At 46.5% G+C, this 21119-nt stretch carries 13 protein-coding genes; 8 read left to right on the forward strand and 5 right to left on the reverse strand.

Going from position 1 to position 21119, the window contains the following annotated elements:
- Positions 1-307: 307 nt before the first annotated feature.
- The 4 genes from SHD_RS15480 (at position 308) to SHD_RS15495 (ending at position 7103) form a co-directional block, all read left to right on the forward strand.
- On the forward strand, positions 308-1930 hold the full coding sequence (locus tag SHD_RS15480) for an alpha-glucosidase (RefSeq protein ID WP_023267968.1): 1623 nt from the start codon (positions 308-310) through the stop codon (positions 1928-1930).
- 125 nt (positions 1931-2055) lie between these two features.
- Positions 2056-3327 carry a sugar MFS transporter gene (locus tag SHD_RS15485; RefSeq protein WP_023267969.1) on the forward strand — a complete coding sequence of 424 codons (1272 nt, stop codon included), beginning with the start codon at positions 2056-2058 and terminating at the stop codon, positions 3325-3327.
- 152 nt (positions 3328-3479) lie between these two features.
- On the forward strand, positions 3480-4694 hold the full coding sequence (locus tag SHD_RS15490) for an RsmB/NOP family class I SAM-dependent RNA methyltransferase (RefSeq protein ID WP_023267970.1): 1215 nt from the start codon (positions 3480-3482) through the stop codon (positions 4692-4694).
- A 150-nt stretch (positions 4695-4844) separates the two neighbouring features.
- Entirely contained in the window at positions 4845-7103 is a 2259-nt protein-coding gene (locus SHD_RS15495; protein ID WP_039978526.1) for a sensor domain-containing phosphodiesterase, read from the forward strand.
- 81 nt (positions 7104-7184) lie between these two features.
- On the opposite strand, the gene SHD_RS15500 is transcribed toward SHD_RS15495, so the two are convergent.
- Both SHD_RS15500 and asnS read right to left on the reverse strand, forming a co-directional pair.
- Positions 7185-8195, reverse strand: coding sequence for a D-alanine--D-alanine ligase (locus SHD_RS15500; protein WP_023267972.1), 1011 nt, complete (start codon positions 8193-8195; stop codon positions 7185-7187).
- Between the two features lie 260 nt (positions 8196-8455).
- A complete protein-coding gene (asnS, locus tag SHD_RS15505; RefSeq protein ID WP_023267973.1) occupies positions 8456-9856 on the reverse strand; it encodes an asparagine--tRNA ligase in 1401 nt (466 codons plus the stop codon).
- Between the two features lie 151 nt (positions 9857-10007).
- On the opposite strand from asnS, the gene SHD_RS15510 reads away from it, so the two are divergent.
- Positions 10008-10343 (forward strand): hypothetical protein, encoded by a 336-nt coding sequence (locus tag SHD_RS15510; RefSeq protein ID WP_023267974.1) that lies wholly within the window; start codon positions 10008-10010, stop codon positions 10341-10343.
- A gap of 24 nt (positions 10344-10367) precedes the next feature.
- On the opposite strand, the gene SHD_RS15515 is transcribed toward SHD_RS15510, so the two are convergent.
- Both SHD_RS15515 and pabB read right to left on the reverse strand, forming a co-directional pair.
- Complete coding sequence (locus SHD_RS15515) at positions 10368-10955, reverse strand: CoA pyrophosphatase (protein ID WP_023267975.1); 588 nt, start codon at positions 10953-10955, stop codon at positions 10368-10370.
- Between the two features lie 25 nt (positions 10956-10980).
- On the reverse strand, positions 10981-12384 hold the full coding sequence (gene pabB / locus SHD_RS15520) for an aminodeoxychorismate synthase component I (protein ID WP_023267976.1): 1404 nt from the start codon (positions 12382-12384) through the stop codon (positions 10981-10983).
- A gap of 122 nt (positions 12385-12506) precedes the next feature.
- Between pabB and SHD_RS15525 the strand changes: the two genes are divergently transcribed.
- The 3 genes from SHD_RS15525 to SHD_RS15535 all read left to right on the forward strand — a co-directional run bounded on the left by SHD_RS15525 (position 12507) and on the right by SHD_RS15535 (position 16971).
- A complete protein-coding gene (locus SHD_RS15525; RefSeq protein ID WP_023267977.1) occupies positions 12507-14051 on the forward strand; it encodes a fumarate hydratase in 1545 nt (514 codons plus the stop codon).
- Between the two features lie 274 nt (positions 14052-14325).
- Entirely contained in the window at positions 14326-16377 is a 2052-nt protein-coding gene (locus SHD_RS15530) for a dipeptidyl-peptidase 5 (protein WP_039978527.1), read from the forward strand.
- Positions 16378-16512: 135 nt separating this feature from the next.
- Positions 16513-16971: a GNAT family N-acetyltransferase gene (locus SHD_RS15535; RefSeq protein ID WP_039978528.1), complete on the forward strand. Its 459-nt coding sequence runs from the start codon at positions 16513-16515 to the stop codon at positions 16969-16971.
- Between the two features lie 106 nt (positions 16972-17077).
- Here SHD_RS15535 and SHD_RS15540 read toward each other — a convergent pair whose 3' ends face one another.
- Positions 17078-21049, reverse strand: a complete 3972-nt coding sequence (locus SHD_RS15540) for a tetratricopeptide repeat protein (RefSeq protein WP_023267980.1) — start codon at positions 21047-21049, stop codon at positions 17078-17080.
- Positions 21050-21119: the final 70 nt, after the last annotated feature.

A 21119-nucleotide genomic window follows, 5' to 3' on the forward strand; every position in this document is an offset into this window, starting at 1 on the left:
ATACGTATTCAATAGCTCCTGCGACCGCTAAAACCCCGTTTTTGACCAAAAAAAGTCCGATTTAATCTCTGGTTGATTTAATGCAACCTTATGTTAGTAAAGGGTTAATTTTAACTCAATCAGACAAATCTAATGATAGCCTGCTTTGCATACGTATGCAGGCGTATTGAACCTTATTTCCTTGTTCACGTATGCTCGTTGCCACTAATACAAGCCGTAGCGCCTTTACTCCGCAGTAACATGATTGTAACTGCTGGTGTGAGAATTTTTGGGGTAGCTCGCTGAAGAATAAGGATAAAGGGGCATTATGAGTGAGTTAACCTGGTGGCGTGGAGCCGTGATTTATCAAGTCTATCCACGCAGCCTTTTAGATACCAATGGCGACGGCGTAGGCGATCTTCGCGGGATCATTACTAAGTTGGATTATATTGCCAGCCTGAATGTGGATGCCATTTGGATTTCACCCTTTTTTAAATCCCCCATTGCCGACTTTGGTTACGATATCAGTGATTATCGCGAGGTCGATCCCTTATTCGGTTCGATGCAGGATTTCGATGAGCTGATTGAAAAAGCCCATCAACGCGGTATTAAAGTCATTATCGATCAAGTATTAAGTCATACATCCGATCAACATGCGTGGTTTATCGAGAGTCGTGAGAGCCGTACCAATCCTAAGGCCGATTGGTATGTATGGGCTGATCCTAAGGAAGATGGCACCGCCCCAAATAATTGGTTAGCGATCTTTGGTGGTTGCGCTTGGGAGTGGGAACCGCGCAGACAACAATATTATCTGCACAACTTTTTACGCAGCCAACCCGATATCAACTTCCACAATCCTGAAGTACGCCAAGCCGTGTTAGATAATGTGGAGTTTTGGTTGAAGAAGGGGGTCGATGGTTTCCGCTTAGATGCGATTACCTTCTGTTATCACGATGAACAGCTTAGGGATAATCCGGCCAAACCTAAGGATAAACGCCAAGGGCGCGGCTTTAGTGAAGATAATCCCTATGCCTATCAGTACCATTACTACAATAACGATCGCCCACAAACAATTCTATTTATTGAAGAATTACGCCAGTTAATCAATCGCTATCCGGGGGCTGTGACCTTAGGTGAAGTTTCTGCTGAGGATTCACTCGCCGTGATGGCTGCCTACACCAAGGGCGAAGACCGCTTACACATGGCCTACAGTTTTGAGCTGCTGACCGATGACTATAGCGCTGCTTATATCCGCCAAACGGTAGAAGCCTTGGAAGCGAGTATCGGTGACGGCTGGCCTTGCTGGGCGATTGGAAATCATGATGTGCAGCGGGTTGCTAGCCGTTGGGGGCAGGGCAAACAAACCCGTGATATGGTCAAAATGCTTAATGCGATGCTTTGTTCACTTCGCGGCAGCGTGTGTAGTTACCAAGGGGAAGAACTAGGCTTAACCGAAGCGCCAATCGAATTCCATGAATTGCAGGACCCTTTCGGTAAAACCTTCTGGCCGATGTTTAAGGGGCGAGATGGGTGCCGAACTCCAATTCCATGGGAACAATATGCTGATTTTAATGGCTTTAGCCAAGTCTCACCTTGGTTGCCCGTGGCACCGGCTCATCAGGCGCTCGCTGTCGATGTGCAGGAAGCGGATAGTCAATCGGTATTGCATAGCTATCGTCAGTTTCTCGCGTGGCGCAAAGGCTATCCTATTTTAATCGAAGGGGAGATCGAGTTTCTCGATGTGCCAGAGCCGTTATTGGTGTTTGTGCGTACCCTCGGAGAACAAAAGTTACTGGTATGCTTCAACCTGCAAGATATCGATCTTGAGTTACCCTTGAATGCACTTAGCATCCAGCAAGAAATCACAGGTCACGGTCTGAAAACTGCGCAAAGAAGCGCTAATACATTGACATTTTCGGCCTACGCCTGCTTTTATGCGTTGTTGAACTAGTTTCGACTGGGCATAACACCACTTCGGACGGGCAGCACAAGTTGATTGTAGCAGCCTGTCGTTGTACGAAAACGCCTAAGGGACATTCCCTTTAGATAATAAAAACATGATTAGAGAGCACAACTATGGCGTCATCTATTAACACCAGCAGCCACACGAGCAGCGTGAGCGAGGCGGGAAACGGTAATTATCGTTTTGCGTTAGTCTCATTGACCTCACTGTTTTTTATGTGGGGCTTTATCACTTGTTTGAACGATATCCTGATCCCCCATCTTAAGGCGGTGTTTTCACTCAATTACACCCAAGCGATGTTGATCCAGTTTTGTTTCTTTGGCGCCTATTTTTTGGTGTCGATTCCCGCAGGCCAGTTGGTTAAAAAGTTAGGCTATCAAAAAGGTATAGTTACCGGATTAGTGATTGCGAGTCTTGGTTGTGGGCTATTTTATCCTGCCGCATCCCTTGCAATCTACGGTTTATTCCTCGGCGCGCTGTTTGTATTAGCATCAGGGATCACCATTTTACAGGTGGCGGCTAACCCCTATGTTAATGCGCTTGGCAGCAGCGAGACCGCATCGAGCCGTTTAAACCTGACTCAAGCATTCAACTCTTTAGGGACCACGGTTGCACCATTTTTTGGCTCGATTTTGATTTTGTCCGTGGCAGCGACGGCATCTTCTGAACTAGCGCAAGCCAATGCCGAGGCAGAAGTGGTTAAGTTGCCTTACTTATTGTTGGCTGCGGCACTTGCGGTACTGGCGATTATTTTCGCGAAGTTAGATTTGCCAGTGATCCGTGAACACAGCGAAGCCGCTGCGGGCGAAGCACAAACTTATTTAGGCAAGACCAGCGCACTGCAAAGCACGCATTTAGTGCTGGGAGCGGTGGGGATTTTTGTCTATGTGGGCGCAGAAGTCTCGATTGGCAGCTTCTTAGTCAACTTCCTTGGTGAATCACACATAGCTGGCATGCCAGAGGAGCAAGCGGCCCATTACATCGCCTATTATTGGGGTGGCGCTATGGTCGGCCGCTTTATTGGTTCGGCGGTAATGCAAAAAATCCCCGCAGGCACAGTGCTTGCCTTCAACGCCTTTATGGCGGCTTTGCTAGTGCTGGTTGCTATGACTACCAGTGGCAGTGTTGCTATGTGGGCGATTTTGGGTGTGGGATTATTTAACTCAATTATGTTCCCGACCATTTTCAGTTTAGCACTGCGTGACTTAGGCCCCCACACTTCGCAGGGTAGCGGTATTCTCTGTTTAGCCATTGTAGGTGGTGCGATTGTGCCATTATTACAGGGCGTATTAGCCGATAACTTAGGTATTCAATTGGCCTTTATTCTGCCAGTGGTGTGCTACGGTTTTATCCTGTTTTACGGTGCGAAAGGTTCTAAAATGTAACTGCATCGGCCGATTCGAGAAAAGCGATCCCCAAGGATCGCTTTTTTATTGGACTTTTTTGTTCCGAAACGGCAACTAGGTATCTGTTTACTTGCGTAATAGTGTCTGACCTCCTATGATCCTCCGGTTTTATTACTCACGGTGACCTGTAAATGTTGAATTCTCCGCTTTCTGCCAGCTCGAATGAATTAGTGATCAATATCTTAGCTATGGTGCTAAGCGAAGGAAAACCCTTAGACCGGGCTTATTCTCAGCATTTTTCGGGGCTAAAGTTAGTACCTGCCGAACAGGCACGGATCGCGACTGTAACGGGCGATATTTTGCGCCGGTTAAATCTGTATTGTTTCTTAGCGGAAATAAAGCCCGAAGAAATGGAGCGTTTAGGCTCCAAGTTGCTTAATGTCTGGCACTTATTCCACAAGTTAGAACTACCAAAAATGCAGTATTCCTTGCCGGTCGATGCCGAGCGTTTAGCCGAGCGTATCGAACAGGCTAAGAGTAACCCAGTGCTTTGGGATGGTTGCCCTGAGTGGTTAGATGCTATGGGTCAAGCCCAGCTTGGTGCATCCTGGGAGAAGGAGCGCGCCGCATTAAGCACTCCGCCAAAACGTTTCCTGCGGGTCAATGGCCTTAAAGTGACTCGTGATGAGTTAGCACAAAAACTGGCGGCCGAGTTTGTCACCACCCAAACGGTCGAGGGGGTTGATTCCGCTCTTGAAGTGACCTCAGATTCGGCGCTGTTTCGCACTAACTGCTTTAAAGACGGTTTGTTCGAGCAGCAAGATGCTGGCTCACAACGAGTGGCCGCTGCGCTAGATGCCAAACCCGGTATGCGAGTGATCGATGCCTGCGCGGGTGCTGGCGGTAAAACCTTGCATATCGCCGCGCAGATGCAAGGAAAAGGGCGTTTATTGGCGATGGATGTGGAGCAATGGAAACTCGATAACCTTAAAGAACGTGCCCGCCGTAATGGTGCCCATAATATCGAAACCCGATTAATTGTCGGCTCTAAAACCATTAAGCGTTTAAAACTCAGTGCCGATCGCGTTCTGCTCGATGTGCCATGTTCAGGCCTTGGGGTATTAAAGCGTAATCCCGATGCAAAATGGCGTGATACCGCCGAGCGTTTACCGGTATTGATGGAGCTGCAAAAGCATATCTTAAGCAGCTATAGCCGCATGGTGAAGGTCGGAGGGATTGTGGTGTACGCGACGTGCTCAATTTTCCCCTGTGAAAATCGCGGTCAAGTGGATGCTTTTTTAGCGGAAAATCCAAACTTCCGTTTGCTTGAAGATGAGACAATTAGCCCTGCCGATACAGGATTTGATGGTTTTTATCTGGCAAAACTCGAGCGTATTCAAGAGTAAGCTTCACTTCTTGTAACACTAAAGCAAGCTTTTATCGCTGATTGAAAGGTTGCTTTAGTGTGTTTTAGTACCTAAAATTCACCCTTAATTTACAAAGGTTTTTCACCTTAGTAAGGTCGTTAACTTAAACGCTAAATGACTAAGGGTTTTATGGACGAAGGAATGCAGGTTACGGGCTGTATTGATAAAATAACTGCCCATTTTCAACAAAGCGTCAGTCTAGAATGCTATAACGGTATTCTTTCCATGTTGCTAAATGGCGCTCCTTTAGCAGAAATTCTCCATGCTTTAGTGTTAAAAATTGAAGATCAGCGTTTAGGTACACATGCTTCCGTATTATTGCTCAGTGAAGACGGTAAAAAGTTACTCACTGGCGCCGCGCCACATTTACCCGACAGTTATAACCAAGTTATCCACGGGGTAGAAATTGGTCCTGAGGTTGGTTCTTGTGGTACTGCGGCTTATACGGGCGAGCGGGTGATTGTTGAGGACATTGAACATCACCCCTATTGGGCCTTGTATAAATCCTTTGCACTCGTACACGGATTAAGGGCTTGTTGGTCTGAGCCTATCAAAGATACTCAAGGCAAGGTGCTCGGTACCTTTGCCATGTATTACAAAGAGGCTAAATCTCCTACATCCGCGGATTTAATCTTAATCGCGGAAGCGGCAAGACTGGCGAGTTTAGCCATAGAACGCAGTCGTTCGTTAGAGTTTCAGCGACTTGCTGTGAAAATATTTGATCGGCTGCCCCTTGCTCTCGTTATCACCAATGCTAGCCATTCTGTCCTTTATGCAAACGATGCTTTTACTCAGATGGTTTATTCTCAACCATCTGAAAGTATTGAGTTTAATCCTGAGCAATTTTTTTCTCCCTCCGAACCTCACGAAATCGCTTCACTGTTTAAGCATCTTGCTGAGGGGAAAATGTGGCAGGGAGAACTGATTGGGCAACGTAATAATGGCGAGACTTTTTATCTCGATTTAACCGTCACGGTTTTTCGTGAATCCCATAGTAGCGAAAACGGCTTTGCTTGGCTTTTTTCCGATGTCAGCGAACGTAAAAAGGCCGCTCAACTTATTAAATATCAAGCCAATAATGATTCATTAACTGGCCTTGCAAATCGCAATGCTTTATTTAGACAAATCCAAGAGCTTATTTCTACGGACAGTTTAACGCCGGGATTTAGCTTTATGTTGATGGACTTGGATAATTTTAAACAAGTTAACGATACCTACGGCCATGATAAGGGCGACGTTTTATTGGTACAAATGGTTGAATTGGTTAAAAGTTGTTTAAATGAGCAGACAGTGTTTGCGCGTTTAGGTGGCGATGAGTTTGCCATCTTACTCCCCGGGATTGTTACCCAGCGAGAACTGTCGCAGTTGGCGGATAAGATCAATAAACAAGTTTATCGGCGTTACGAATTATCCCACGACAAAGGTGTGTATAGTTCGGTAAGTATTGGGATTGCGCGTTTCCCTGAAGATGCCTTGGATTTAGAGCAACTGTTAAACTGCGCCGACCAAGCTATGTATATCTCAAAGGCAAATGGTCGTAATCGGTATCATTTTTTTACCGAGCAAATGCAGCAAGATGCTGAGCGAATTGCGAATTTACACACACTGTTAAAACAAGCGTTAGAACAAAATGCCTTTGAGCTCTATTTTCAACCGATAGTCGATGCCACGACAGGCTTAATTGTTCGAGCAGAAGTGTTATTGCGCTGGCAGCATGAAGGAAAGTTTATTCCCCCTGATGAGTTTATTCCGATTGCCGAAAACAGTGGCTTAATCGTTAATATTGGTCGAAGCGTACGACAAGCGGTGATGAAAACCATTATCGATATGCAAGCACGTGGCTTGGCGATCAGTTTAGCGATAAATGTGTCAACCTTTGAATTTTGGTCCCATGAGTTACAGGATGAGTTTTGCGACTCCTTTGCCGATATTATTGACGAATTAGGAGTAGAGGATTTTCCCTACGAGTTGCTTACCTTAGAGATCACAGAATCCCTGCTAATGAAAAAACATGCGCACCTAATTCAAGTGCTTAATGAGTTACGTGCAAGGGGCATTAAAATTTCTCTGGATGATTTTGGTACTGGCTATTCATCGCTATCGTATTTGGCCAATTTCCCCATCGATCAAATTAAAATCGATAAGAGCTTTGTTGACCGATTGGGAGAGGGCGAGCGGCATATTGCTTTGATCGAAGCGATGGTACGGTTAAGTCATGCGTTAGATCTTAGCGTGACAGCCGAAGGTATTGAAACCCAAGAACAACTTAAGGTGATGATGGAAAACCATATTCAGGAAATCCAAGGCTATTTATTTTATAAACCTATGCCCAAGGCGGCGTTTTTTGAATTGTTGGCTAAACAAGCGGCCATATCGCCACGTTCATAATCGATTCAACCACCTCCTTTATCACACTAAGCGCGCCATTGGCGCGCTTAGTGTTATTTAACCTCAACGCGGGTGAAGAGATTACTTTGCAGCTAACTGGCCGTTAATCACCAAACTTAAGTATTCGGTAAAATCATGCCCATGGTTTTGTAACATTTTAGGGAACATCGAAATCGGCGTCGAACCTGGGAAGGTATTGATTTCGTTGAGCAGGATTTCATTATCTTGGGTTAAGAAAAAGTCGATGCGTGACAGATGGCGCAGCTTCATGCCCTTAAAGGCTTTAATCGCATAGGCGCGGATCTGCTCGCTGATGTCAGTTGGCACATTTTGCGCGACTACATCGGTTTGCGCCTTGCTGCTTTTGGCGTATTTCTCATCGAAGGTGTAGAAGGTATTGCTATCACAGATGATTTCGCCCGGCAGCGTCGCAACCACTTCGCCTTGATACTCATAGACCGCGACTTCCAGCTCACGGGCCTTAATGGTCTTCTCAACAATCACATAGGGCGCATAGCCAAAGGCATCTTTTAACACGCCTGCGACTTTGCTGCTGTCATCAACCTTATAACAACCGACAGAAGATCCTTGGGATGCGGCCTTGACGAAAATCGATCCCCAGTTTTCTAGCGCCGCTTGGGTTTGGGCAATCGCTTCATCATCGTATTGATTTAAGAAGATATAAGGCGTGTTAGGAATGCCTAAGGCACTGAACCACATTTTAGCGGTGATCTTGTTAAAGCAGTTGCTGCTGGCTTCGGATTCACAACCAAAGTAGGGCAGTTGGATAAGATTAAAGTACGACTGGATATCACCTGTCTCGCCCGGATAGCCGTGAATGCAAGGGATCACATAATCCACAGGCCAAGGCGCCTTGGTCTCATCACGGAAGCGGATTTCGCGGTTATTGTTCAGCTCACAGTCATCGCCAGCGGCGGTTTGGTATTGACCGAATTTATCCAGTACCACGCGCAATACATTAAATTGCTCGGATTTTGCTAATGAGGTTTCAAAATAATTAGCCGACAGTAGGGAAATATCGTGTTCCGCACTTCCACCGCCGCACAGCAAAAGTAAATTGATTTTTGACATTATGATTCCTCGATTGAGCAAAATGCTGTTGAGTTGCCTTTGCAACTCGCTTACTAACGACAATAGGCGACTCTCTGCCCAGGGCTGTTATCTGCGCAAAGCACATAAGTTAGCCGCAGCCATCTTAGATTTCTTGCCCCCTAAAGTGCAAGGACTCAGGCGAAGGAGTTTGACCGAGTGATGAATTTTAACGCATTTTTACAGGCCAATAAAAAACGCGCCGAGGCGCGTTTTAAAGAATGTGTCTTATCACGGACACATTAGAAGTTAGCAGTGCGTGGTGCGCGTGGGAATGGGATCACGTCGCGGATGTTAGATACGCCCGTTACGTAAGACACTAAACGCTCGAAGCCCAGACCGAAACCTGCGTGTGGCACTGTGCCGTAACGACGCAGATCGCGGTACCACCAGTAATCTTCTTTGTTCAGATCCATTTCTTCTAAACGCATATCCAGCACGTCTAAACGCTCTTCACGTTGCGAGCCACCGATGATTTCACCGATGCCAGGGGCTAACACGTCCATCGCGGCAACGGTTTTACCGTCTTCGTTAAGGCGCATGTAGAAGGCTTTGATATCTTTTGGATAGTTCTTCACAACCACAGGGGCTTTGAAGTGTTCTTCGGCCAGATAACGCTCGTGCTCAGAGGATAAGTCGATACCCCAAGAGACCGGGAATTCGAACTCACGTCCACATTTTTGCAGGATCTCAACTGCATCGGTGTAATCTACTTGGGCGAAATCACTCGATACGAAAGATTGCAGACGCTCAATCACGGTTTTATCCACGTGCTGGGCGAAGAATTGCAAATCGTCCATACGCTCAGTTAATACCGCATTGAAGGCGTACTTCAGCATGCCTTCGGCAAGACTAGCGATATCGCTTAAGGTGGCGAAGGCCACTTCAGGCTCAACCATCCAGAATTCCGCTAAGTGGCGGCTAGTGTTTGAGTTTTCAGCACGGAAAGTCGGGCCGAAGGTATAGATTTTTGACAGGGCGCAGGCGTAAGTCTCGCCGTTCAGCTGGCCAGATACGGTTAAGAACGCCTCTTTACCGAAGAAATCTTTGTCGTAGTCAACTTTGCCGTCGCTAGTGCGTGGCAGGTTTTCCATATCCAGTGTGGATACACGGAACATTTCACCCGCGCCTTCACAGTCCGACGCGGTGATCAGCGGTGTAGACACCCATACGAAACCGTTTTCGTGATAGAAACGGTGAATCGCTTGAGATAAACAGTTACGTACGCGGGCAACGGCACCAATAATGTTGGTACGTGGACGTAAGTGCGCTAGTTCGCGTAAATGCTCGATAGAGTGACGTTTAGCCGCCATTGGGTAAGTGTCTGGATCTTCAACCCAGCCAGTTACTTCAACCTGAGTAACTTGCAGCTCATAGGCTTGGCCAGCGCCAGGAGATTCCACAATCTCACCGGTTACGATCACCGAGCAGCCAGCTGTCAGCTTTAACACTTCGTTGTCGTAATTTTCTAAGCTATTTGGCACAACACCTTGGATAGGATTAAAGCAGGAGCCGTCATAAACAGCTAAAAAAGAGATGCCAGCTTTAGAGTCACGACGGGTTCTGACCCAGCCACGGACTGTGACTGTTGAACCAACTGCGTGCTCACCTTTAAATACAGAAGCGACCGATGCAATGCTCATTGTTGCTTAGTTCTCCAACGAAACGTTTTATATGAAAATTTTTGGAGGTTTATATTACCTTGCTGGTGGCTTTTCTCAAGCTGAAAAAGGTATCCTGAGGTTAATATTACTAATATTGAGCTATATGGTGTGTTAAACGTTCGGAGGCGATATGAGGAAAGTCAAAATATTTCAGCTCATCCTCGCGACATTATCCATCTTAGGTTGGGCTGTGGCGGTTTATGCACTACTGGTTTTTGGCGAGGCAAGGCCAGAACGTGAGGTAGGTGCTTTTTTTAACCAAGGTACTTCGGTAAGAATGTACTGGGACCCACACGAGACTCAAACGTTGCAGTATCTTATTTGGATTTGCGGCGCCATTAGCTTAGTCAGTCTGGCGTTTAATTACTATGTCGCCCACCACAGCAAACTCGGCTATTGGTTCAATATTCCCTTACTGCTATTAACCTCGCTGGTGGCGGGGTTGTATGTACACTTTGTTATATAAACCATTGTTAGGCTTGAGTGTTGTCTACAACATATCCTCGGGGAAACTCAAATGGCGGCAGAGGTGATCGATGATCGCTGCCGTCGCGCCCCAAATAAAGCGCTGCTGATAGGGAATAAAATGCACGCTGTAGTAACGCCCTTGGCGTAAAAACTGTTTGCGGTGGCGATTTTGCGGTTCGATAAAAAAGCTTAACGGCACGCGAAAACAGTCGGCGACTTCACCGGGATCGAGCCTTAAGGCAAAATCCTGCTTAATCATGCCCACCACCGGGGTGATTTCAAAGCCTGTAAAAGTATTGTGCGCGGGGAAGGTGCCAATTACCTCAACATTTTCACGACACAAACCGATTTCTTCCTCTGCTTCCCGCAGCGCGGCCGTAATGGCGCTGCTGTCACTGGGTTCAATCTTGCCGCCGGGAAAACTAATTTGCCCAGGATGCGCCCTAAGGTGCATCGGTCTTTGGGTTAAAATCAGATTCAGCTCGCCTTGGATTTCCTGCAATGGAATGAGTACCGCGGCTTTACGTAACCCTAGGTGAGGAATAGCCGCAGGATCTTGCGAGGCTAAGGGATGCAGATTAAATCTGAGTCTAAATTCCGCTTGATCCATAGGCTTCCTATTCGTGCGCTGACGCTTATTGAGGGCTATCGAGTAAGGGTAAAATTCGGCTTATCTTGTCGAAGCTTTCTTGGTACTCGGCATCGACATTCGAGTCGGCGACTATGCCGCCGCCCGCCCAGCAATAGAGTTTACCTTGCTCAGCCACTAGCGTGCGTATGGTGATACTGGTGTCCATTTGTCCATCTTGGCTGATATACCCCATGGAACCACAATACAGACTGCGGCGTGAGGGTTCCAGTTCTTCAATAATTTCCATCGCGCGAATTTTCGGCGCTCCGGTAATCGAACCGCCAGGAAAGGCCGCCCGCAGCAAGTCACTGGCGTGGTATTGTGGGGCGAGTTTAGCGGTGACAGTACTCACTAAATGATGCACCGCAGGAAAACTTTCTATGGCAAATAAATGTGGCACTTGCACCGAGCCGGGCGCCGCGACTTTGCCGATATCATTACGCAGTAAATCCACAATCATCACGTTTTCGGCGCGATCTTTAGGCGAGTTAGCGAGTGTGTGAGCTACCTGTTTATCCTGCTCAGGATCGGGATGACGTGGCAAGGTACCTTTAATCGGTTTGGTTTGAATGTCGTTACCGCGCAGCTGGATAAAACGCTCGGGCGAAATCGATAAAATCGCATTGTCATCCAGTCGCATAAAGGCGGAGAAGGGCGCTTGATTGGCACTTCGTAGTTTGCAGTAGGCCGTCCATTCATCGCCTTGATACTCTGCTTCAAAACGCTGGGTTAAATTAATTTGATAGCAATCACCACTATGCAGATACGCCTGAACTTGATTAAATTTTGTGGTGTACTGGGCTTTGGTGAGCTGCGCTGACCAAGGGCTGGTGAGAAGAAATTCCGCCTGTTTTGTGGTGTGGGCAATTTTTGCATCAATTATTTTCAACTGAGCTTCTAGCGCGGTTTCACCCAAATAGTGCACCATAAACCAGCTTTGCTGCTGATAATCGAAAATCAATGCCCAGTCGTAAAAGCCAATATTCATCTCGCCGAGGTGAATATCCTGCGCCGCGGTCCTGGGGAGCAGCTCAATTCGGCGGCCTAAATCATAACTAAAGCTGCCCATGGCGCCACCACTGAAGGGCAAATCGCAGGCAAAGGATTGTGGATACCAATGGCGCAGCAGCTGTTTGACCAGCGAAAATGGGTCATCCTGCGGGCTGAGATGGGTCGGCTTGGCTAATTCAGGCAGATGAACTCGAATGTCAGTCAGCTCGCCTTGGGTGATCAGGGTAGCGATGGGACCTGCGCAAATCATATCGAATTTAGCGTCCTGATGGGGCGCATTGGCCGAGTCGAGCAATATGGCCCAAGGTTCTGCCGCAAAGTGTTCGAAGATTGCTGCTGTGCTGAAAGTCCAGTCAAGTTGGCGTACTGCCAGCGGTAATGCCGCCCTATTTGCCATCTATTAACCCTATCTAAAAATGTGATGTAGCCCAAAAAGATGGGAAAGAGTATCATATTGGCCCAGAAAGAATTACACAAAAAAACAAGTAAGGCCCTAAAGGCTGCTGGAGCGCACCTACTATGTCATCTCACCATGAAACGTCTGAAAATGTAGTGATTAAACAAGCCGACTTTATTGAAAGTGTGGCCGATGCCCTGCAATACATCTCCTATTATCATCCCAAAGATTTTGTTGATGCCATGAGCGAAGCTTATGAGCGTGAGCAGAGTGCGGCGGCGAAGGATGCGATTGCGCAAATTTTGATTAACTCGCGTATGTCTGCCGAAGGTAAACGCCCACTGTGTCAAGACACGGGTATTGTGACCACCTTCGTTAAGATTGGTATGGGGGTTAAGTGGGACAAAACCGATATGACCGTGCAGCAAATGGTCGATGAAGGTGTGCGTCGTGCTTATACCAACCCAGATAACCCATTGCGGGCATCGATTGTGGCAGATCCTGCGGGTAGCCGTAAAAACACCAAAGACAACACCCCATCCGTGGTGCATATCGATATGGTGCCAGGCAACCATGTGGAAGTGGCTATTGCTGCCAAAGGCGGCGGCAGTGAAAACAAAGCCAAGATGGTGATGTTAAACCCATCTGATGATATCGCTGCTTGGGTTGAAAAAACGCTGCCAACCATGGGCGCGGGCTGGTGTCCTCCAGGTATGCTCGGCATCGGTATTGGCGGCACCGCTGAAAAAGCCGCGGTGCTGGCGAAAGAAGCGCTGATGGAAAGCGTGGATATTCATGAATTAATGGCGCGCGGTGCACAAACCAGCGAAGAAAAACTGCGTTTAGACATTTTCGAACGTGCTAATAACTTAGGTATTGGTGCGCAGGGGCTTGGCGGTTTAACCACAGTGTTAGACGTGAAAATCAAATCTGCGCCAACCCACGCAGCATCAAAGCCTGTAGTGATGATCCCGAACTGCGCCGCAACTCGCCACGTTCACTTCCATTTAGATGGTACGGGTCCTGCTGATCTTGCGCCTCCATCGCTGAGCGACTGGCCAGAAATCACCCGCGAAGTGGGTAGCGATGTGCGCCGCGTTAACTTAGACACTGTCACTCAAGCGGATATCGAGCAGTGGAAGAGCGGTGAAACCATCCTGTTAAGCGGTAAAATGCTCACCGGCCGTGATGCTGCCCATAAGCGTATCCAAAGCCTGATTGAAAGCGGTGAAGGTTTACCAGAAGGCGTGGACTTTACTGGCAAGTTTATCTACTACGTGGGCCCAGTTGACCCAGTCGGTAACGAAGTTGTGGGTCCTGCTGGCCCAACTACCGCGACCCGTATGGACAAGTTCACCGATCTGATGCTGGATAAAACCGGCCTGATGGGCATGATTGGTAAGGCTGAACGTGGTCCAGCGACCGTTGAGTCTATCAAGAAACACAAAGCTGTGTACCTGATGGCTGTGGGCGGCGCGGCTTACTTAGTGTCGAAAGCCATTAAGAAATCCCGCGTAGTGGCGTTTGCCGACTTAGGTATGGAAGCAATTTACGAGTTTGACGTACAAGATATGCCAGTGACTGTGGCGGTAGACTCAAACGGCGTGAATGCCCATGAAACTGGCCCAGCGATTTGGAAAGTGAATATCGCTAACGCCAAAGCCTAAGCAAATGGCCTAAGCGAATGTCCTTCTTGCAAAAATGTCGCTTTTTTGAGCGGAATTCGAGCGGGAAAGGGCGGCGAGTGGCACTCAATGACGCCATTCGATGCAGACTGACAATTTGTCACAAAAAAATACGCTCAAGTACGCCTTTTGGCTTGCTTGAGCGTTTTTGTTTCGTTAGTGTGGCAAACTTATCTTCACAAAGACGATTGATGATCGTTTTGACCGTTCATTCGGTACAACTACCGAATGTGTTTAACAAAAGATGGATATAACAATGAAAATAGCTCCTCTCCTATTGGCGCTTGGCGCGGCAGGTTTGGCCTGCTCTGCCCACGCGGCCGATCCTAAGCCTTTTACTGTGCAACAGCTGGTTAAACTCAACAAATTGCATTCAGCCGCGGTGTCCCATGACGGCACAAAATTGGTCTACGGCCTGAAAACCGTTAATGACAAGGGAGAGGCGAGCTCGGATTTATATATTCTCGATCTGACGCAAGCGGATGCTAAACCGATGCAGATCACCTCGGCTGCGGGTACTGAGCACGATGTCAACTTCGCAAACGATGACAAATCAATTTATTTCCTCGCCAGCCGCAGCGGTTCAAGCCAACTGTTCCAACTGCCATTAACGGGCGGCGAAGCGCAGCAGGTTTCTGATCTGCCATTGGATATCGATGGTTACAAACTCTCTAACGATGGCAAGCAAATCGTGCTTAGCATGCGCGTCTTCCCAGAGTGTAACGACTTAGCTTGTTCAAAAGATAAATTTAAGGCTGAAGAAGAGCGTAAATCGACGGGTCGTGAATACAAGCAGTTGATGGTGCGTCACTGGGACACCTGGGAAGATCATGCCCGTAATCACTTATTCGTGGGTGCCCTTAACGGTGAGAAGCTGACCAAAGTGGTGGACATCACCCAAGGTTTAGATACAGAAACGCCACCTAAGCCATTCTCAGGCATGGAAGAAGTGACCTTCACACCTGACGGTAAATATGTGGTGTACAGCGCCAAAGCGCCAAGTAAAGATCAAGCTTGGACCACAAACTACGATCTGTGGCAGGTGAGCGTGAACGGTGGCAAGGCCACTAACTTAACTGCCGATAACATTGCTTGGGACGCCCAGCCAACATTCTCAAGCGATGGTCGCTACATGGCGTACCTTGCGATGACTAAACCCGGCTTCGAAGCTGACCGTTACCGCATTATGCTGCGTGATACTAGCACTGGACAGTCGAAGGAAGTGGCACCGCTGTGGGACAGAAGCCCAAGCTCGCTGATGTTTGCACCGGACAATCGCACTTTATATGTGACGGCGCAGGACATTGGCCAAGTGTCTATTTTCAAAGTGAATACTCAGTTTGGTGATGTGCAGTCTGTCTACAGCGACGGCAGCAATAGCCTGATTGCGATCGCCGACGATCAACTGATCTTCGACAGCAAAACCTTAGTTGAGCCGGGCGATCTGTACCGCATCAACACCGATGGCCAAGGCCTGAAACGTCTGACTGAAGTCAACAAAGATAAACTGGCCGAAATCAAATTCGGTGAATTCCAACAATTTAGCTTTAAGGGTTGGAATAACGAAGATGTTTACGGTTACTGGATCAAACCTGCTAACTACCAAGAAGGCAAAAAGTATCCTATTGCATACTTAGTCCACGGTGGTCCACAAGGTTCATTTGGTAACGCCTTCAGTGGTCGTTGGAATGCTCAGTTATGGGCAGGCGCGGGTTATGGCGTTGTGATGGTGGATTTCCACGGTTCAACCGGTTATGGCCAAGCCTTTACCGATTCTATCAGCCAAGATTGGGGCGGTAAGCCATTAGAAGACTTACAAAAAGGTCTGGCTGCGGTGAGCCAGCAACAAAAATGGCTCGATCCACAAAATGCCTGTGCCTTGGGTGGCTCTTACGGCGGCTACATGATGAACTGGATCCAAGGCAACTGGAACGATGGCTTTAAGTGCCTCGTTAACCACGCGGGTCTGTTCGATATGCGCTCCATGTACTATGTGACCGAAGAAGTATGGTTCCCAGAGCATGAGTTTGGCGGCACTTACTCAGATAACAAAGCCTTATATGAGAAGTTCAACCCAGTAAATTATGTGGAAAACTGGAAGACGCCAATGCTGGTTATCCATGGCGAGAAGGATTTCCGTGTGCCTTATGGCCAAGGTTTAGCTGCATTTAGCTTTATGCAGCGTAAGGGTATTCCATCAGAGCTGCTAATTTTCCCTGATGAAAACCACTGGATCTTAAAGCCAGAAAACCTAGAACAATGGTACGCGAACGTGTTCCGTTGGATGGACAGCTGGACGAAAAAGTAATCGAGGATGATGGACTAAATACTCGTTTTTTGGTCCCTTTATCTTGTTGCCTAAGCCAGAACTCTGTTCTGGCTTTTTTATACTAGGATTGTTAATCGTAGCCAGTTAAACACTGGACTTATGCAAGGAGTGAAGATGCTGATCAGAGCGGCGAGTAAAACAGATATTGAGGCAATAAGCGCATTAATCACGCAGCTTACACAAGTTTATATCGCTCCTACGTGCACAGATGTTGGCGCTGAAACCTTAGTCAAAGCCATGTCGGTTGAGTCGGTGGCTCATTATTTTGCCTTAGGTTACCAATATCATGTTGCAATCAATGAGGCTGGCGAACTCGTCGGTGTGGTGGGGATGAAGGATAACAGTCATCTTTATCATCTATTTGTGGCGGATATTGCCAAGGGGCAAGGCCTGTCGCGTCAGCTGTGGGAGCATGCTAAAGCTGAGTGTCTAGCGAAGGGAAATCCCGGCACGTTTACTGTCAACTCGGCGGTGAATGCGCTGCCTGTCTATCAGCGCTTTGGCTTTATTGCGCAAAGTGATATTCGCGATCGCGGTGGGATCCGCGATATTCCGATGCAACTCGTGCTTTGATGTATTTCAAATATTACATTTAAGTCTATGTGTACTTAGAAGAGCCAAGTGGTTTCAATAAGCTTGGCTCGTCGTTGGTTAAATTAAAAGTATCAATGAATGGCTTTTAAAGTGTAAAACCTGCAAGGTCTGCCATTTCAAGCATCCAGCATGGCAATCTACCATTTCTTTGTGCCCGAAAACGTTGTAAATCTTGTTGCCAATTGTAAGTTAAGTTACAGACTATTTGTTTCGAATCTGCCAACCCTGCAAGTAATAGCCTTTCTGTTTCATAGGCTCGTTTTTGAGTTGCATCCATCTTAGACCAATTTGCTTCTGCCTCGGTTATAGCGTTCCTTACCAATCCTGTTTCATAAGTTGTAAACGATCTTAAAAAATGCTCTTTAAAACTCAGCTCAAGTTTTTTACGTGAAGAGGTGTGGATTGTCGTTATATGCTCAATTTCAAAAGGTTGTTTGCCCGTTAGTATGCTGCATCGCATGACCAACATTTTTGAACATAACAAATTAAATTCAAACTGTTTAGGTTTGGCTTTGGCAAGCTTTTCACGGATAGCCAATGCTTGTTTTGCGGTTTTCTCAGCGGCTTCGCCATGGCCTAATTCACTTAAGAGGTACGCATAATTGTTAAGGGAATCTGCCCAATCAGGTTCGAAGCGCTCGGGTTTGGCTTTGGCAAGCCTTTCAAGGATAGCCAATGCTTGTTTTGCAGTTTTTTCAGCGGCTTCGGTATAGCCTACATGACTTAAGTGGTTCGCATGAATGTTTAGGGACATTGCCCAATTAGATTCGAAGCGCTCGGGGTTAGCTTTGGCAAGCTTTTCATGGATAACCAATGCTTGTTTGGCTGCTATTTCTGCGTCCTCAGCACGACCTAAATCGCCTAAGCGGTTCGCGTAATTACTAAGGAATCTTGACCAATTAGGCTCGAAGCGCTCGGGGTTAGCCTTGGCGAGTTTTTCATAAATATTCAATGCTTGTTTGGCGACGATTTCAGCGTCTTCAGCACGGCCTAATTCGCTTAAACGACTTGCGTAATTACCAAGGGATGTTGCCCAATCAGGTTCGAAGCGTTCCGGCTTGGCTTTGGCAAACTTTGCTAGTATGTCCGAGGCTTGTTTGGCAGCTATTTCAGCGTCTTCTGCACGATCGAATTCGCTTAAGATGTTCGCGTAATTGCTGAGGGCGGTCGCGAAAGCAGGTTCGAAGCGCTCAGGCGTTGCCTTGGCGAGCTTTTCAAATATATCTAATGCAAGTTTTGCTGTTTTAGCCGCTTCATCTATGTTGCCTTGCTGAACAAAACTGATTGACAGATTAATCAATGCCCCAGCAAGTGTATCTTGAGTCTCATTAGTGATTTTTTTTAACTTACTTTTTGCTTTATCTACTTGTGCTTGCCTAATGAGCACATTCAAGTCAATTAATGGTAGGACCTCATCTTGGATATGTTTATCAAGAATGCCGCAGACTTGGTTTTTCTGTGGGGTATTAAGACTAATAAATGCTTGTTCTACCACTTGAGCAAGCGGACTAGGAGTTTCAATCATCACCGCAACAAGATCGTCTGCGCAGTTAACAAAGTGCTGAGTTAGCACTGGTGTTATGATATTGGCTAATTCCCCTCGGTTACGCAGTATACGTGCCAGTACTGTTAGGCTGCTTCGGCGCCATTTGGGATTGCTACTACCTAATATCGCATGGAGTAGTTTGTCCCCTTTTTTTCCAAGTAGGCATTGAGCAATTAAGGCTTCACCGAGCAAGTCTGGCTGTAATCCTTGTATACCTTGGCGGTTTGGATAAAGTGGGGCTAACAGAGTAAACAGCGGCTTGAGAATGTTTTTATCACCTAAGTCTTGAGTCCAGAGCACTTCGCAATCTCGCACTGTTGCGAAACCATTAACTAAAGTCGCAAGTGCCATAAATAAGGCAGGGCTATCATCTTGTGGTATGAAGAGGTTCGAAATGGTTGATAAAGCTTGAGTCCAATAACGGCGCTCGTGGTTGATTAGAGATCTCGCTACTGATTCCGCCGAGCCAGGTACCTCACCATGTAGTGCAAGCAGAGCGGCCATTTGTACATAAAGCGGGTGACCGAAATGTTCGTCATGTAAATTAGGTATGCTTGGCTGTTGTGGTCGTTTCAATTTATCTGCAAATGCTTCCATCGCAGTTTGGTAAGCTATTTTGCGGCTTTCAACACTATCGTGTAGTGGTAAAAGTCGATATGGCCCCGTGGTCGCCAAGCTATCTAAAAGTGTTTCACAAGTCGGATCTTTTCCTGGTAATAAACTCCACCACTCACCGCTATCACGAGCTAACAGTAAAATACGAATTGGTACTGATAGATTTTTTGATTTGAACGCTTTTATTAGTTCAAGTAATTGTGATTGGCGTGTTTCAGCGTAGTCGATAACAAGACAAATCTGCTGTTTTGAGCCAATTAAACTTGAGACTATATTTGCGATACGATCATCATTAGCTAGAAAGCCTACTTGCCAACCTTGAGTTTGTAAGCGGTTGCATAACTCCAGTGCAAGACGAGTTTTCCCTGTGCCACCGACCCCCGTAAGTAGCTTGATGGCTATCGGATAATCAGTCGATAATGCCCATTGAATTAAGTCTTCTAAAAAGGGTTCGCGATTTTTATCAAAGGGGATTACGGCTTCTTCTGCTCGCAATAATCTACTGCTAGATAAACCTGCTTCGATTTTCCATGTTGGTATGGGTAAGCCCAGTATATTATTATTTGGTGTTTCAGTTTGAATAAGGATGTCTATTGGCTGAGTCTTTTCAACGCAATCACTAGCTGTATGCTCCCAATTCAATATTTTTGCAAGTTCTTGCGCACAATCTTTCCATGTGTAATTTTTAAGAAGTTCTTCACGGAGTTTAATTGCTTTTTGTTGTGCAATACTGTGCGATTTCGCGATTTCAATTATTTTATCGGCTAATGCTTCTTGATCTTTTTCTTGGAAAAAGGGCTCTGCATTGCTTCCCGCAATGTCAATTGGAAAAACAAAACTGGTGTAAAGACCCGCTTCAAGTTCTGATAAAAAACGATACAGCCCACTTTTTTGACTAACAATGAGTGGTACTCCAGCCGCTATGGCCTCCCAACCAACTAATCCAAATCCCTCGTGCCATGAAGGCATCATAGCAACACTAGCACTTCGTAAATCATCAAAAAGGTCGGAACGTTCTGTGGTGAAAGGTAGCGCATGCATACGAATCGCACGTCTTGCATGTATCTCGGCAAACTGCTTTAGTTCAAGTTCAGCATTGGTATGATCTTGTGAGTTACTTTGTTCATAATCCACACCTCTCAGTGTTAATTCTGGCTCTTTGGTACCACGAAGAACATCGGGAAGACCAGAGTTTGAATCTGCTTTACAGATGGCACGCGCGAATGCTGCAACACCCAGATGACCTTGCTTGATTTTTTTTGCATCATCGCTTAAACGGCCACTGATAAAACCTCGGAATGTCTTGAAAATACTTTTCACTGTGATATTAGCTAAACCAGGAATCAACATCGGAATATCTTCTCTGTCTAGCATTTCAGCAAGCGCATCACGTAAAAGCGGGCCAACAGCCATAACAATATCTGCTTGCTCAAAAAGTTTGCGTTGTGCTTTGTTTTTATCGTTAGCAAGAGCGCTATTTTCACAGAATGACTCGTAATGGTCATAACTCATATGGTTAATAAGAACAGAACGTCCTCGATATCTTAGTGCTGCATTAACTGCTACGTCACCTGTAATACGGTCATGGCCGAGCCAAACAATTTGGTTGGATTCATTTTTAAATTGCTCTGGTAACTCATTCCAAGCGTTAACGGCGAATTCAGAAGAGAAGTTTTTTTCATTGGTCAGATTGAGAGAAACTAAAGTGACTTGACTATTATTTGCATCTTGGAATTCTGCTTCGCTGGCTTGAAGTACAACACAAATAGTATTGATATCTTGAGAGAATGCAGCTGCAAAGGATTTGAGCAAATCTTGATTGAAGCTGTTAATCCCGCCAAATTGAGGCCCCCAACGTGTCGAAAAGGAAATAATCGTTTTAGTAGGGAGTGACATACTAGATAAGCCTTATATAGTTGACCAAAGAAATTCGCCTATTAACCATGCCAAAACATAGTGACTGCCA

Origin of the sequence: Shewanella decolorationis S12 (assembly GCF_000485795.1) — a bacterium.
GTDB classification, from domain to species: domain Bacteria; phylum Pseudomonadota; class Gammaproteobacteria; order Enterobacterales; family Shewanellaceae; genus Shewanella; species Shewanella decolorationis.